Here is a 13277-nt window from a genome sequence, read left to right on the forward strand (position 1 = left end):
CCGAGGGGAACACCGTGAGCACCACCCGATCTTTTCTTGAGCGCGCCGGTCAGGCCCGCCAGCGCGGCTTCACCCTGCTGGAGCTGAGCATTTCCCTGCTGGTGATCGGCCTGTTGCTGGGCGCCGTGGCCGTGGGCCGGGACCTGCAGCGCACCGCCGCATACCAGCGCCTGTCGACCGATTTTGTGCAAGGGTGGCAACTGGCCTACGAGGCCTACGTCAATGGCGTCGGCTATCCGCCGGGCGACAACCCGACCGATCCGACCGGGCGGGTGAACGGCAGTGCGACGCCGGCCGGCACGGCGCTGTGTGGCAACGACATGATCAATGCCTTCCTGGCGGCGGGTGTGCGGCTGCCGGAAGGCCGCACCGAAGGTCAGCAGGACCGCTATGCCTACCTCGACAGCAACGGCAACCCGCAGGAGGTGCAGGTCTGCTTCCAGAGCGTGAGCTGGGCCGAACCGGGGGCGAGCGTCGGGACCTACGTCACCCGCACCCGCAACGTGATGACGATGCAGCGTGTGACCTTTTCACTGGTGGGCATGCTGGACCAGGAGATCGATGGCAAGAGCGATGCCCGCTTCGGCAAGTTGCGGGACATGAGCTTGGCCAACTCCACGGCCGTGACCACCGGGCAGGTCTGGCCGCTGGATGACCGCATGGCCTGGGGCTCCACCGCCACGGCCAATCCGCTGGACGAGGCGCAGGTGGCGGTGACGACCGCGTATTTCCAGATGCTGCGCTGACCGCCGGGCCCGGTGGCCCGGAGCACTCACATGACGGGAGTCAGGTGTTGTCCGGCCCAGGCCAGCAACTGCCAGAACACGATGACTGGCGAGAGGGCGAAGACCCAGAAGAGCAGGGATTCCAGGGCAGATTGCGCGAGATGGGTGAAGGTGTAAAGCATGGCTGGTCTCCTTGTGCGGGCCTACCATGGCTGTTGCAGCGGCTGAAACAGGCCGATAGCAGGTCGCTGATGCCATTCCTATCGGCGTGGCATGGCCCGGCTTGAGCGTCTGGCTGGGGTGGAGACCCGGGAAATTGTCAGGATTTGTTGCTGCTGTCCGGTGCGCCTGAAGGGCGCATCCGCAGCAAAGAGCAATCACTTAGTGCGATGGTTCTTGTGTGCGGTCGGCGATGCGCGAAAAGGTATTCGCAACGCGGGCGACACGCCAAAAACAAAGCCCGGCAGAGCCGGGCATTGTTTTTTTGGGGCTTCAGCAGCGAATCAGTTCACCAGCACCAGTTTTCCCTTGACCGAACGCGATCCCATGATGGCGTACGCCTTGGGCAGGTCCTTCATGGGCAGCGTCTGGTCGATGACGGGCTTGATCTCGCCCTTCATGTACATCGTGGCCAGGGTCTGCATCATCTGGGCGTTGGCTTTGGGTTCGCGTTTGGCGAAATCTCCCCAGAACACGCCCACGATGCTCGCGCCCTTGAGCAGCGACAGGTTCAGCGGCAGGCTCGGGATCGGGCCGCTGGCGAAACCCACCACCAGGTAGCGCCCGCGCCAGGCGATGGAGCGGAAAGCCGGTTCGGCGAAGTCGCCGCCCACCGGGTCGTAGATCACGTCGGGTCCTTTGCCCCCGGTCAGCCGCTTGATCTCGTCGCGCAACGTGGTCTGCGGCGTGTGCACGCTGTAGTTGATGGTCTCGTCGGCGCCCAGCTGCTTGCACAGCGCACACTTCTCGTCGTTCGAAGCGGCAGCGATCACGCGGACGCCTGCGGCCTTGGCCAGCTGGATCGCGGCCGTGCCCACGCCACCAGCGGCACCGAGCACCAGCACGGTCTCGCCGGCCTTGAGCGCCGCGCGGTCCATCAGCGCGTGCCAGGAGGTGGCGTAGATCATGATGAAGGCGGCCGCGTCCACCGGCGGAAAGCCGGGCGGCAGTGGCATGCACAGGGCGGCCGGTGCCAGCGTGTGGGTGCCGAAGCCACCAGTACCGCTCAGGCAGGCCACGCTCTGGCCGACCTGCAGATGCGTCACGCCTTCGCCGACCGCGCGCACCACGCCCGCGTACTCCGAACCCGGCACGAAGGGCAGGGGCGGCTTCATCTGGTACTTGTTCTGCACGATCAGCAGATCGGGGAAGTTCAGGCTCGCGGCCTGGATCTCGAGCAGCACCTCACCCGCCTTGGGCTCGGGCGTGGGCAGTTCCTTCCAGGTCAGGGCTTCCACGCCCACAGGGTTCTCGCAAAGCCAGGCTTGCATGCTGTCGTCTCCGGTTGAATGGTCGAGGGCGCATGATAGGCAGGGCATTCCCTGATGGCTTGCGGGTCGGCCCCGGTTTTTGTCCCCCGCGCGACGTGGCGCGTCGCCAGCGCCGTTGTGGCCCGGCACCTAAAATCCCCCCCATGAAAATTCTCATCTCCAACGACGACGGCTTCCAGGCGCCGGGCATTGTGGCCTTGTACGAAGCGCTCAAGGACCTGGCCGAGGTGGAGGTGGTGGCTCCCGAGCACAACAACAGCGCCAAGTCCAACGCGCTGACCCTGCATTCGCCGCTGTACGTGCACCGGGCCTCCAACGGCTTTCGCTACGTCAATGGCACACCGGCCGACTGCGTGCACATCGCGCTGACCGGATTGCTGGGCTACCGGCCCGATCTGGTGGTTTCGGGCATCAACAACGGCGCCAACATGGGCGACGACACGATCTATTCCGGCACGGTGGGTGCCGCCATGGAAGGTTATCTCTTCGGCATTCCGGCGATTGCCTTCTCGCAGACGGAAAAGGGTTGGGCCCACCTGGACGTGGCAGCGCAAAAGGCCGCGGAGCTGGTGCGTCACCTCCTGCCCACCTTGCCGCCCGCCGATGACGCCGCACGGCGCCAGGCCCCCTGGCTGCTGAACGTCAACATTCCATGCCGCCCGGCCGCCGACATCAAGGGTTTCAAGGTGGCCCGGCTGGGGCGGCGCCATGCGGCCGAACAGGTCATCACCCAGACCAACCCGCGCGGTGACACCATGTACTGGATTGGCAGCGCAGGCCCGGCCAAGGACGACGCCGAAGGCACCGACTTCCACGCGACCGCCCAGGGCTATGCCTGCATCACGCCCTTGCAGGTGGACCTGACCGATCACGAACGCCTGGCCTATTGGGCGCCCACAGCGGCGGCCATGGGAACGGGCAAGCCATGAAGCGTTCCGGACCGCTGACGCCCCCGAAAGCGCCTGCATCCGGTGCGGCAGCCCGGCCACGCCCCGCGTTTCCGGCGCGGCTGGACACCTCGGCACCCACACCAGTGAACAGACCTGGCGCAGCCCCTGCCGCCACGACACGGCGCGTGGCCGCCCCGGTGGCGGTGACCAGCGGCATCGGCATGGATTCCCTGGCCGTGCGCCAGTCCATGGTGCGCAAACTGCAGGCGCAGGACATTTCGCACCCGGCGGTGCTGGCGGCCATGCTGGCGGTCGAGCGCCACCGGTTTGTCGACACGGCACTGGCACCGCAGGCCTACGAAGACACCAGCCTGCCGATCGGCCTCGGACAGACGATCTCCAAGCCCAGCGTGGTGGCGCGCATGTTGGAGCTGCTGTGCCACGGCAAGTCGGAGAAGCTGGGGCGGGTGCTGGACATCGGCACCGGCTGCGGCTACCAGGCGGCAGTGCTCAGCCACCTGGCGCGCGAGGTTTACAGCATCGAGCGGCTCAAGGGCCTGCACGAGAAGGCGCGCGACAACCTGCGCGCTTTCCGGCTGGCCAATGTGCACCTGCTGTTTGGCGACGGCATGCTGGGCTATCCGCAAGGAGCGCCCTACGCGGGCATTGTCGCGGCGGCCGGTGGGAACGATGTGCCGCAGGCCTGGATCGAACAACTCGCGGTCGGGGGGCGGCTCGTGGCGCCTGCCGTGACCGGCGCGGGTCAGCAGCACCTGGTCGTGATGGAAAAAACTTCTCAGGGGGTAACGAGGTCCGTGCTGGAGCCGGTCCTCTTCGTGCCCCTAAAATCAGGGATTGCGTGACACCTTGGCCGGCCCTTCCGGCAAAACGGGGTTCATGCGCTGGGCCTGGGTGGTAACGGGCCAGACTTCAGGTAGGAATCAGTGATGAACATGCGGTATTTGGTCAATGAGCCGGTGAACGCCGTGCGCCCCTCGTGGCGCGGTGTGGCGTTGTGTGCGATGGTGGGTGGCCTGCTGCTGACGGCGGGATGCTCCACCCGCAGGCTGAGCCAGCCAGCGCCGGTCGAAGACCGTTCGTCCACCACCCGCCCAGCCGATGTGCGCCCGGTGGCGGGTGCCGAAAACGCTGGAAAGCCCGGTTTCTACACCGTGCGTCCTGGCGACACCCTTTACCGCATCGCCCTGGAAGCGGGGCAGTCGCCCCGCGACCTGCAAGCCTGGAACAACCTCGCCAATCCCAACCTGATCGAGGTCGGACAGGTGCTGCGCGTCACGCCGCCGGTGGCGAACTCCGCCGGTATGCCCCCTGCCACGACTGGCGTGGCGACGGCACCCGTGGTGGCGCCTGGCGTGGTGGCCCGACCCCTGAACACGCCGGCGACCACCACTCCCGCGCCGGCCACGGGGGCGCCCGCGGTGACTGCCACGCCGGTACCAGCACCAGCGCCCACACCGGAACCCGCCTCGGCAGGAGCCGACGACATTGCGTTCGTCTGGCCTGCCCAGGGCTCTGTCATTGCCCCGTTCGACGAAGGCAAGAACAAGGGTGTGGCGATTTCGGGCAAGGTGGGTGATCCCGTGCTGGCGGCTGCCGACGGTCGCGTGGTGTATGCCGGCGCCGGCCTGCGCGGCTACGGCAACCTGGTCATCCTCAAGCACAACAACACCTACCTGACCGCCTACGCCCACAACCAGGCGCTGCTGGTGCGCGAAGACCAGACGGTCAAGCAGGGCCAGCGCATCGCCGAAATGGGCAGCAGCGACGCCGACCGCGTCAAGCTGCATTTCGAGGTGCGCCGCAACGGCAAGCCCGTCGATCCGATCGGTTACCTGCCCAAGCGCTGAACGCCCGCCATGGCCTGGCCGGTCCTGGTGTTCGACATCGAGTCGATCCCCGACATCGCCGGCCTGCGCCTGTTGCGCGACGACCCTGTCGACTGGTCGGACGCGCAGATCTACGAGGCATGGCTGGCCGAGCGCAAGGCCAAAGGACAGAACGACTTTGCACCACTGCACCTGCAGCGGGTACTGGTCATCAGCGTGGTGTTCCGCAACGCCGAGGGTCTGCGCGTGCACTCCTTCGTCGATCGCGATGGCCAGAGCGAAGGCAAGGTCGTGCAGACCTTCTTCCATTCCATCGAGAAGCACCAGCCACAACTGGTGAGCTGGAACGGCGGCGGCTTTGACCTGCCTGTGCTGCACTACCGCGGCCTGCGCCATGGCGTGGAAGCCGGGCGCTACTGGGACATGGGCGAGGACGACCGCGAGCACAAGTGGAACAACTACATCAGCCGCTACCACATGCGCCATCTCGACCTGATGGACCTGCTGGCGATGTACACGCCCAAGAACAACGCGCCGCTGGATGCGCTGGCCAAGCTCTGCGGCTTTCCGGGCAAGCTGGGCATGGACGGCTCGCAGGTCTATGCGCAGTACCTCGAAGGCCGGCTGGAGGACATCCGCCGCTACTGCGAGACGGATGTGATGAACACCTATCTCGTCTACTGCCGCTTCCAGAAGATGCGCGGTGGTCTTACTGAGGCTGAGTACGACCAGGAAATTGCCTTCGTGAAAGAGACACTGGGCAATCTGGCACCGGCTGAGCCGCACTGGGACGAGTACCTGCGCGCGTGGACGTAGCTCAGGGCCTGAGACAATCGGGGCATGAGCCAAGACAGCCCCGCACAACTAGAACCCCAAGCCCCTGTTTCTCCGTCCGCCGGACTGCCCGAAGGCCAGCTCTTCGTGGAGTCGCTGGACATCGAAGCACAGGGCATCGCGCACCGGCCCGATGGCAAGGTGGTTTTCATCGACGGTGCCTTGCCGTTCGAGATCGTCAGCGCCAAGGTCCACCGCAAGAAAAACAACTGGGAAGCGGCGACGCTGACCGAGATCCACCGCGAGTCGCCGCAGCGGGTCACGCCCGGTTGCCCGCACTTCGGTCTGCACGAAGGCGCCTGCGGCGGCTGCAAGATGCAGCATCTGCACGCCAGCTCGCAGGTGGCGATCAAGCAGCGCGTGCTTGAAGACAACCTCTGGCATCTGGGCAAGGTCAAGGCCGAAACCCTGCTGCGCCCGATCGAAGGACCGGCCTGGGGCTACCGTTACCGTGCCCGTCTGTCGGCGCGTTTCGTGCACAAGAAGGGTGTGGTGCTGATCGGCTTCCATGAACGCAAGAGCCGCTACGTGGCCGACATGCAGGTCTGCAAGGTATTGCCACCGCACGTGAGCGCCATGCTGATGCCGCTGCGCGAGATGATTTTCGGCATGGACGCGCGCGAGACCTGTCCGCAGATCGAACTGGCCTGTGGCGACGAGGTGACTGCGCTGGTGCTGCGGCATCTGGAGCCGCTGAGCGACGACGACCTGGGCCGGCTGAGGGCATTTGGCCAGCAGCACGGCGTGCAATGGTGGCTGCAGGCCAAGGGTCCGGACACCGTCAAGCTGCTCGACGAAGGCGGCACGCCGCTGAGCTACAGCCTGCCCGAGTTCGGCGTCACCATGCCGTTCAAGCCCACCGACTTCACCCAGGTCAATCCCCACATCAACCGCGTGCTGGTCGGGCGTGCACTGCGGCTGCTGGATGCGCGGAAAAACGAGCGCGTGATCGACTGGTTCTGCGGCCTGGGCAACTTCACGCTCCCGATCGCGACCACTGCCGGCGAAGTGCTGGGCATCGAGGGCAGCGAGACACTGGTGGCGCGTTCGCGCGAGAACCTGTCGTTCAACCAGCAGGGGCGCCCGTCGCCGCTGGCGCCGACGCAGTTCGTCGCCCGCAACCTGTTCGAAATGACACCGGAGATGCTGGTGGCCGACGGCGTGGCCGACAAGTGGCTGGTCGATCCACCGCGCGAGGGCGCGTTCGCGCTGTCCAAGGCGCTGGCCGACCTGCACCAGCAGCCCGAACTGCGGGGCACCTGGACGCCGCCGCGGCGCATCGTCTACGTCAGCTGCAACCCGGCCACGCTGGCGCGCGATGCGGGCCTGCTGGTGCACCAGGCAGGCTACCGCTGCACGGCGGCGGGGGTGGTGAACATGTTCCCGCACACCGCGCACGTCGAGAGCATGGCGGTGTTCGAGCTGGACGTGTGATGCCGCAAGCCTGAGCGGAAGGCCCGGTGGCCACGTTCAGGACTTGTGGGTCTTGGTGTCGTGGGCGTCCTTGCCGGCAGGCGCCTTTTCTGCCGAGGCTTTTTCCGCTGCGGGTTTTTCGGCGGATGCTTTGCCAGATGCCGGCTTCTCGGTGGCCGATTTTTCGCTGCCGTGTTCAGCTGCGGGGTCGGCCTCTGCGTCCTGGGCTGCCGCGTCTGCGGGAGGCTCGGTCACCGCGGGGGTAGGCATGCCGACAATCTGGTTGTCGCGCATGTACTGGTCCATCTCTTTCCAGCCCGCGAACACGGAAGCCTTGCCGGCCTTGGGGTTGGTCTTGAAGCAGTCCTCGATGCTGCGGATCGCATGGCGGCAGGCGCTGCCGATGGCGTGTGCCTCCGCCTGCTTGCGCTCGGCCACCTTCGTCGAACTCTCGATGCCCAGCGCGTCGCACCCGGCCAGCAGGCTGGCAGCGCTCAGGCAGAGGGGCAGGGCAAGGTGTCGCATGGTGGTTGGAGGCTGGTTGCCTTCCTTTTCGGCCACCACCGGCCGAACTTGAGCCTGCCCTGGCCGGGTGGTTCAGTCCCGTTCGCCGCCGAAGATGCCCAGCAGCGACAGCAGGCTCTGGAAGATGTTGAACAAGTCGAGGTAGACCGCCAGCGTGGCGGTGATGTAGTTGGTTTCGCCACCGTCAACAATGTTCTTCAGGTCGTACAGCAGGTAGGCGCTGAAGACCAGGATGGCCAGGGTCGCGATGGTCGCGAACATCGCCGTGCTGCCGACGAACACGTTGATGATGCCGCCGATCATGATGGCCAGCGCGCCGACGAACAGCCACTTGCCCATGCCCGAAAGGTCGCGCTTGATGACGGTGGAGAGGCTGGCCATGACGGTGAACACGCCTGCCGTGCCGGCGAAGGCGGTCATGATCAGGCTGGCGCCGTTGCTCAGGCCCAGGATGGAGCCGATCAGGCGCGAGAGCATCAGGCCCATGAAGAAGGTGAAGCCCAGCAGCACTGGCACGCCGGCAGCCGAGTTCTTGGTCTTCTCGATCGCGAACATGAAGCCGAAAGCGCCGGCGAAGAATACGATCAGGCCCAGGCCGCCGCGCAGGCTTTGCGTGATGCCGGTGGCGACGCCCAGCCAGGCGCCCAGCACCGTGGGCAGCAGCGACAGCGCCAGCAGCCAGTAGGTGTTGCGCAGCACCTTGTTGCGCTGGACGGCAAAGGCGTCGGTGGAGCCGTAGTGCTGGATGTTGTCGGACATGTTTCTTTTCTCCTGTGTGACCGCGGGCGAAGCCGCATCCGGCGGATTGTAGGCCGCGGCCTCTCCCGGCAGTTGCTGTGCGGCTCAAGCCCCAAAGTTCTGAACAGTTTTGACCTCAGAAGGGGCAATGGTCGGGGTATCGTCGGGTTTTCAATCCATTTTTGCAGGAACGTCTCCATGAAAACCAAAGCCGTGCTCGAACTGGCCGACGTCAAGGCCATCGCGGCCGCCGCCGAAGCGGAAGCCCAGAAGAACCAGTGGGCCGTCACCATCGCCATCGTCGACGACGGCGGCCACCTGCTGTGGCTGCAGCGGCTGGACGGGGCGCCGGCCATGTCCTCGCACATCGCGCCCGCCAAGGCCCACACGGCCGCGCTCAGCCGCAAGGAAAGCAAGGTCTATGAGGACGTGATCAACCAGGGCCGCACCTCGTTCCTGAGCGCGCCGACCGTACAGGGTCTGCTCGAAGGCGGCGTGCCGGTGCTCAAGGACGGCCAGTGCATCGGCGCGGTGGGGGTCAGCGGCGTGAAGTCCAGCGAAGACGCGCAGATCGCCAAGGCCGGCATCGCGGCCCTCGGCCTCTGAGGGAAAAAACGCCTGGCTATCGGGGCACGTGGCCCCCTGGCTGGCGAAAAACGACGCTTGGGGAATTGCTCAAACCCCGGGTCGCCCCACGATTGGTACCTCAAGGCAGGCCACTCACTTGGTGAGAATGAGCTTGCCCTGGCGTGTGGTCTGCAGCCGATAGACCGCGCCGTTGTGTTCAATGACCACCGAACTTCGGCCCTGCAGCACGGCCTGGCTGTCCAGGACTGGTAGCAGTTCGCGTGTCGAAGGCGCGCCGGCCTGCTCTTCGCGGGCGGTCGCTGCCTCTGTCGGTTGGTTGGAGCACTGCAAGCGGTTCATGGCAACGCGGGCTCCGTGATGAAGCCGATCTTGCGTACGCCCGCGCGCTGCGCGCTGGCCAGGGCCTGCGCCACGCGCTCGTAGCGTACAGCCTTGTCGCCGCGCAGGTGCAGCTCGGGCTGCGGCTCCTGCGCCGCGATCTGCGCCAGACGCGTGCCCAGCTCGGCATCGGTCAGTGGCGCGTCGTTCCAGTAATAGGTGCCGGCGGCGTCCACCGCCAGCCTGATGTTCTGCGGCTTGTCGGCCAGCTTCTCGTTGCTGGCGCGCGGCAGGTCGACCTTGACCGCGTGCTTGATCACCGGCACGGTGATGATGAAGATGATCAGCAGCACCAGCATCACGTCGATGAACGGGATCATGTTGATCTCGGCCAGCATGTCGTCGCTGTCGTCCTGGGTTCCGATGGCCATGTGGGTCTCCTGGTCAGGCCTTCTTCATCGGCAGCACCTTGCCGTCGCCGCCGCTGGCCACGCGGGCGCCGGTGACGAAGTAGGCGTGCAGGTCGTGTGCGAAGCGGTTGAGCCGGTGCAGCACGTTCTTGTTGCCGCGCACCAGGGCGTTGTAGCCCAGCACCGCGGGAATCGCGACCACCAGACCGAGGGCGGTCATGATCAGCGCCTCGCCAATCGGGCCGGCCACCTGGTCGATGCTGACCTGGCCGGCCGCGCCGATGCCCAGCAGGGCGTGGTAGATGCCCCAGACGGTGCCGAACAGGCCGACAAAGGGCGCGGTCGATGCCACCGAGGCCAGCACCGGCAGGCCGCTCTGCGCGCGGGCCGTGTGGTCGTCCAGCGTGCGGCGCAGGCAGCGCTCGATCCAGTCGCTGACATCGAGGCTGTCGTGCAGCTGCGGCGTCTGGCGGCCGTCCTTGTGCAGGATGTGGCGCTGGGCTTCGCGGCCTTCGACCGCCAGGGCGCGGAACGGGTTGTGGTCGGCCGGGCCGAGCTTGTCCAGGCCTTCCGCGAAATCGGCGCTGTGCCAGAAGCCCTCGCAGGCCTTGGCCTGCTGGCGCTGGGTGCGCTGGTCCAGCAGCTTCCACAGCAGGATGATCCAGGTCGCCAGCGACATGCCCAGCAGCACCAGGGCGACGGTGCGGGTGACGGCGTCGCCTTGCGACCAGACGTGGGCCAGGCCCGAGCTTGTGATGGAGGTGTCCATGGTGTGAAGACGGGATGAGGTGTTGGAAGATGTGGGTCAGTTGAGTTCGAAGCGAACCACGTACTGGTAGGTGTCGGGACGCGGCGATCCGCCGCCGCGCGGCACATAGCGCCAGCGCAGTGCAGCCTTCACGGCGGCATCGTCGAGGCGCGGGAAGCCGCTGGAGCGGACCACGTCCGCGCTGCTGGCTGTGCCGTTGGATTCGACCTTGATGGCCAGCAAGACGGAGCCCTGTTCGTTCATGCGCACCGAGGTGGGTGGATAGGGCGGTGCAGGCAGATCCTGGAAGTTGTCACGGACGTCGTTGGAGATGCGGGCTGGCGCTGGAGCGGGTTTGGTCGGTGCCGCCTCCGTCACTGCCGGGGCTGCTGGCGCCACCGGTTGCGGTGCGACCACGCCTGTCGGTGCCTGCGGCGCCGGTTTCGGATCGGCCACGGCCAGCGGCATCGGCGCAGGGGACTGGGCGACACGCGGTGCGGGAGCCAGTGGCTTGGGGGCGGGTGCCGGCTTGGGCGGTGTGGGTTCGGGCGTGACCTGTGGCTGCGGTGGCTCGATCAGGTCGGCGACCACCGACACCGGCACCACCAGCTCCACCGCCCGCTGCAGCAACCCGGCCTGCAGCGCCCAGAGTCCGGCGACGTGCAGGCCGATCACGGTGGCCACGATCAACAGGCGGCGGTCCATGCGGGGCGGATGGTTCGTTGCTCCTTGCGGCGACTGCGCGGCAGGGATGTGGTGGGAGCCGAGAACGGCGGAGTTCATGAGTGTAGGCGCGCGAAGAATGGCCACCTGCTCAGCGGCGAAACACCCAGCCAAGCGCGCCGAGCAACAGCACGAGGCTGCCGAACAGGGAGAGAAGTGTGCTGGTCATGCTGGTGTTTTCCGGAGAAGGCGTTGAATCTGGAATTGAGTATAAATGAGAATTGTTCGCAAATAAGAGCGAAGTGATGTCTTTTTTTGACGGACCGGTCAGCCGCACAGGTGCCGCGACGAAATCTGGTCCAGCGTGCGGCAACCACACAGTGCCATCGCGACCTCCAGCTCGTCGATCAGCAGCCGCAGCACATGGGCCACACCATGGGCGCCGCCGGAGGCCAGACCGTGCAGCACCGGTCGCCCGACCAGCACCGCCGACGCGCCCAGTGCCAGGGCCTTGAACACGTCGGTGCCGCGACGGATGCCGCCATCGACCAGCACCGGTACCCGGCCGCCCACGGCGGCCACGATGTCGGGCAGCAGCGTGGCCGTGGCGGGCATGGTGTCGAGCGTGCGTCCACCGTGGTTGGACACGATCAGGCCCGCAACGCCGTGTTCGACCGCGAGGCGGGCGTCGTCGGGATGGGTGATGCCCTTGAGCAGGATGGGCAACGTGGTCTGCCCACGCAGCCACGCGAGGTCTTCCCAGGTCGGGCTGCTGCGCAACAGGGTGTCGAAGAGACTGCCTCGGGTGTCTGGCCGCTGGACGGGCGGCGGCAGGTTGACCGCCGCGATGCCGGGTGGCAGCTGGAAGCCCGCACGGCGCTCGCGGTCCCGCGCACCTTGTACCGGCGCGTCCACGGTCAGCACCAGCGCCTCGAACCCGGCAGCCTCGGCGCGTCGCACGAGCGAGAGGGTGTCGTCGCGCGCGGATTGCAGGTAGAGCTGAAACCAGAGCGGCCCACGCGCGGGCTCACCCAGCACCAGTGGCGCCACCTCTTCCAGCAACACCGATGCCTGGGTACTCAGGACATAGCCGGCGCCCAGCACAGCCGATGCGAGCGCACTGGCCAGTTCTCCCTGCGGATGGGCCAGGCGCTGGTAGGCCATGGGCGCGACCAGGATGGGATGTGCCTGGGTGCGGCCGAGCAGCGTCAGCCGGGTGTGGCCGCCGGCGAGGGGCTGCAGCACCCGTGGGCGGAGTTGCAGCCGCTGCCAGGCTTCGCGGTTCTCGCGCAACGTGATCTCGTCGGCTGCGCCTCCGCAGAGGTAGGCCCAGGCGCCGGGCTCCATGCCTTGCTGCGCGAGCCGTTCGTGGTCGGCGAGCGTGACCGGCACATTCATGTGTCGGCCCACATGCGCAGGAGGTTGTGGTACGTCCCGGTCAGGCCGGTCGTCTCTTCGGTTTCACCGTGCCGCTGGCGCAGGGTCAGCAGGTTCATGTCGAGCTCGTACAGCAGGCGGCGCTGTTCGTCGCTGCGCACCATGCTCTGCACCCAGAAAAAGCAGGCGATGCGCTCGCCACGGGTGACCGGCGTGACCTGGTGCAGGCTGGTGCCGGGGTAGAGCACGGCGTGCCCTGCGGGCAGCTTGATGCCGCGGGTGCCGTAGGTGTCGCTGACTGTGAGCTCGCCGCCGTCGTACTCGTCGGGGTCGTTCAGGAACACGGTGCAGGAGACGTCGGTGCGGACGTATTCCGTACTGCCATCCGCCATGGCCTTCAGGCGCACGGCGTTGTCGATGTGGTTGCCGTAGGCGTTGTGTTCTCCGCTGTAGCGGTTGATGCGCGGCGTGAAGAAACGCAGTGGCAGCGCGGCGCTGAAGAACAGCGGCGAGCGGTTCAGGCCGTCCAGCACCCGTTGCCGGATGAACCGGGCGGCCTCGCAGTCGTGCGGCAGCTGCTGGTTGTTCTTGACGGTGCGGGCCTGTGGGCCCGCACTCTCCCGGCCGTCGGCCCACGGAGCGTCGCGCAGCAGGTGCCGGGCATCGCGCAGGTCGTCGGCCGAGAGGATGTCCGCCAGGGTCAGCAGCATG

17 protein-coding genes are annotated in these 13277 nt (G+C 66.7%); 7 read left to right on the forward strand and 10 right to left on the reverse strand.

What is annotated here, in order from left to right:
* Nucleotides 1-14 precede the first annotated feature (14 nt).
* Nucleotides 15-746: a type II secretion system protein gene (locus tag ACLIJ1_RS03615; protein ID WP_411364107.1), complete on the forward strand. Its 732-nt coding sequence runs from the start codon at nt 15-17 to the stop codon at nt 744-746.
* A gap of 26 nt (nt 747-772) precedes the next feature.
* Here ACLIJ1_RS03615 and ACLIJ1_RS03620 read toward each other — a convergent pair whose 3' ends face one another.
* Both ACLIJ1_RS03620 and ACLIJ1_RS03625 read right to left on the reverse strand, forming a co-directional pair.
* A complete protein-coding gene (locus ACLIJ1_RS03620; protein WP_411364108.1) occupies nt 773-907 on the reverse strand; it encodes a hypothetical protein in 135 nt (44 codons plus the stop codon).
* A 321-nt stretch (nt 908-1228) separates the two neighbouring features.
* The gene (locus ACLIJ1_RS03625) at nt 1229-2215 is read right to left on the reverse strand and encodes an NADPH:quinone oxidoreductase family protein (RefSeq protein ID WP_411364109.1); all 987 of its coding nucleotides are present in this window, start codon (nt 2213-2215) and stop codon (nt 1229-1231) included.
* Nucleotides 2216-2358: 143 nt separating this feature from the next.
* Between ACLIJ1_RS03625 and surE the strand changes: the two genes are divergently transcribed.
* The 5 genes from surE to rlmD all read left to right on the forward strand — a co-directional run bounded on the left by surE (nt 2359) and on the right by rlmD (nt 7220).
* Complete coding sequence (gene surE / locus ACLIJ1_RS03630; protein ID WP_411364110.1) at nt 2359-3144, forward strand: 5'/3'-nucleotidase SurE; 786 nt, start codon at nt 2359-2361, stop codon at nt 3142-3144.
* A complete protein-coding gene (locus tag ACLIJ1_RS03635) occupies nt 3141-3968 on the forward strand; it encodes a protein-L-isoaspartate(D-aspartate) O-methyltransferase (protein WP_411364111.1) in 828 nt (275 codons plus the stop codon). The genes surE and ACLIJ1_RS03635 overlap by 4 nt, the downstream gene beginning before the upstream one ends.
* Before the next feature lie 84 nt (nt 3969-4052).
* Nucleotides 4053-4973 carry a peptidoglycan DD-metalloendopeptidase family protein gene (locus ACLIJ1_RS03640; RefSeq protein ID WP_411364112.1) on the forward strand — a complete coding sequence of 307 codons (921 nt, stop codon included), beginning with the start codon at nt 4053-4055 and terminating at the stop codon, nt 4971-4973.
* Nucleotides 4974-4982: 9 nt separating this feature from the next.
* Nucleotides 4983-5768 (forward strand): 3'-5' exonuclease, encoded by a 786-nt coding sequence (locus ACLIJ1_RS03645; protein ID WP_411364113.1) that lies wholly within the window; start codon nt 4983-4985, stop codon nt 5766-5768.
* Nucleotides 5769-5792: 24 nt separating this feature from the next.
* A complete protein-coding gene (rlmD, locus tag ACLIJ1_RS03650) occupies nt 5793-7220 on the forward strand; it encodes a 23S rRNA (uracil(1939)-C(5))-methyltransferase RlmD (RefSeq protein ID WP_411364114.1) in 1428 nt (475 codons plus the stop codon).
* A 36-nt stretch (nt 7221-7256) separates the two neighbouring features.
* Here the strand turns inward: rlmD and ACLIJ1_RS03655 are convergent, their stop codons facing one another.
* Both ACLIJ1_RS03655 and ACLIJ1_RS03660 read right to left on the reverse strand, forming a co-directional pair.
* The gene (locus tag ACLIJ1_RS03655) at nt 7257-7724 is read right to left on the reverse strand and encodes a hypothetical protein (protein WP_411364115.1); all 468 of its coding nucleotides are present in this window, start codon (nt 7722-7724) and stop codon (nt 7257-7259) included.
* A 72-nt stretch (nt 7725-7796) separates the two neighbouring features.
* Nucleotides 7797-8483 carry a Bax inhibitor-1 family protein gene (locus ACLIJ1_RS03660; RefSeq protein ID WP_411364116.1) on the reverse strand — a complete coding sequence of 229 codons (687 nt, stop codon included), beginning with the start codon at nt 8481-8483 and terminating at the stop codon, nt 7797-7799.
* 177 nt (nt 8484-8660) lie between these two features.
* Here ACLIJ1_RS03660 and ACLIJ1_RS03665 point away from each other — a divergent pair, with 177 nt between their 5' ends.
* Nucleotides 8661-9068 carry a GlcG/HbpS family heme-binding protein gene (locus tag ACLIJ1_RS03665; RefSeq protein ID WP_411364117.1) on the forward strand — a complete coding sequence of 136 codons (408 nt, stop codon included), beginning with the start codon at nt 8661-8663 and terminating at the stop codon, nt 9066-9068.
* A 114-nt stretch (nt 9069-9182) separates the two neighbouring features.
* Here the strand turns inward: ACLIJ1_RS03665 and hemP are convergent, their stop codons facing one another.
* The 6 genes from hemP to ACLIJ1_RS03695 form a co-directional block, all read right to left on the reverse strand.
* Nucleotides 9183-9389 (reverse strand): hemin uptake protein HemP, encoded by a 207-nt coding sequence (gene hemP, locus ACLIJ1_RS03670; protein WP_411364118.1) that lies wholly within the window; start codon nt 9387-9389, stop codon nt 9183-9185.
* A complete protein-coding gene (locus ACLIJ1_RS03675) occupies nt 9386-9799 on the reverse strand; it encodes an ExbD/TolR family protein (protein WP_411364119.1) in 414 nt (137 codons plus the stop codon). The genes hemP and ACLIJ1_RS03675 overlap by 4 nt, the downstream gene beginning before the upstream one ends.
* 13 nt (nt 9800-9812) lie before the next feature.
* The gene (locus ACLIJ1_RS03680) at nt 9813-10547 is read right to left on the reverse strand and encodes a MotA/TolQ/ExbB proton channel family protein (RefSeq protein ID WP_411364120.1); all 735 of its coding nucleotides are present in this window, start codon (nt 10545-10547) and stop codon (nt 9813-9815) included.
* Between the two features lie 36 nt (nt 10548-10583).
* Nucleotides 10584-11309, reverse strand: a complete 726-nt coding sequence (locus tag ACLIJ1_RS03685) for an energy transducer TonB (RefSeq protein WP_411364121.1) — start codon at nt 11307-11309, stop codon at nt 10584-10586.
* A 207-nt stretch (nt 11310-11516) separates the two neighbouring features.
* Nucleotides 11517-12587 (reverse strand): alpha-hydroxy-acid oxidizing protein, encoded by a 1071-nt coding sequence (locus ACLIJ1_RS03690; RefSeq protein WP_411364122.1) that lies wholly within the window; start codon nt 12585-12587, stop codon nt 11517-11519.
* A complete protein-coding gene (locus ACLIJ1_RS03695; protein WP_411364123.1) occupies nt 12584-13276 on the reverse strand; it encodes a Fe2+-dependent dioxygenase in 693 nt (230 codons plus the stop codon). The genes ACLIJ1_RS03690 and ACLIJ1_RS03695 overlap by 4 nt, the downstream gene beginning before the upstream one ends.
* Between the last annotated feature and the right edge of the window lies 1 nt (nt 13277).

This window comes from Hydrogenophaga sp. RWCD_12, from assembly GCF_046604225.1.
Taxonomy (GTDB): Bacteria; Pseudomonadota; Gammaproteobacteria; order Burkholderiales; family Burkholderiaceae_C; genus Hydrogenophaga.

Coding starts and splice junctions, on each gene's coding strand:
- ACLIJ1_RS03640 (WP_411364112.1), top strand. CDS start 4,053: ATGAACATGCGGTATTTGGTCAATGAGCCGGTGAACGCCGTGCGCCCC.
- ACLIJ1_RS03690 (WP_411364122.1), bottom strand. CDS start 12,587: ATGAATGTGCCGGTCACGCTCGCCGACCACGAACGGCTCGCGCAGCAA.
- ACLIJ1_RS03655 (WP_411364115.1), bottom strand. CDS start 7,724: ATGCGACACCTTGCCCTGCCCCTCTGCCTGAGCGCTGCCAGCCTGCTG.
- ACLIJ1_RS03620 (WP_411364108.1), bottom strand. CDS start 907: ATGCTTTACACCTTCACCCATCTCGCGCAATCTGCCCTGGAATCCCTG.
- ACLIJ1_RS03660 (WP_411364116.1), bottom strand. CDS start 8,483: ATGTCCGACAACATCCAGCACTACGGCTCCACCGACGCCTTTGCCGTC.
- ACLIJ1_RS03685 (WP_411364121.1), bottom strand. CDS start 11,309: ATGAACTCCGCCGTTCTCGGCTCCCACCACATCCCTGCCGCGCAGTCG.
- rlmD (WP_411364114.1), top strand. CDS start 5,793: ATGAGCCAAGACAGCCCCGCACAACTAGAACCCCAAGCCCCTGTTTCT.
- ACLIJ1_RS03625 (WP_411364109.1), bottom strand. CDS start 2,215: ATGCAAGCCTGGCTTTGCGAGAACCCTGTGGGCGTGGAAGCCCTGACC.
- ACLIJ1_RS03675 (WP_411364119.1), bottom strand. CDS start 9,799: ATGGCCATCGGAACCCAGGACGACAGCGACGACATGCTGGCCGAGATC.
- ACLIJ1_RS03645 (WP_411364113.1), top strand. CDS start 4,983: ATGGCCTGGCCGGTCCTGGTGTTCGACATCGAGTCGATCCCCGACATC.
- ACLIJ1_RS03665 (WP_411364117.1), top strand. CDS start 8,661: ATGAAAACCAAAGCCGTGCTCGAACTGGCCGACGTCAAGGCCATCGCG.
- ACLIJ1_RS03695 (WP_411364123.1), bottom strand. CDS start 13,276: ATGCTGCTGACCCTGGCGGACATCCTCTCGGCCGACGACCTGCGCGAT.
- ACLIJ1_RS03680 (WP_411364120.1), bottom strand. CDS start 10,547: ATGGACACCTCCATCACAAGCTCGGGCCTGGCCCACGTCTGGTCGCAA.
- surE (WP_411364110.1), top strand. CDS start 2,359: ATGAAAATTCTCATCTCCAACGACGACGGCTTCCAGGCGCCGGGCATT.
- hemP (WP_411364118.1), bottom strand. CDS start 9,389: ATGAACCGCTTGCAGTGCTCCAACCAACCGACAGAGGCAGCGACCGCC.
- ACLIJ1_RS03635 (WP_411364111.1), top strand. CDS start 3,141: ATGAAGCGTTCCGGACCGCTGACGCCCCCGAAAGCGCCTGCATCCGGT.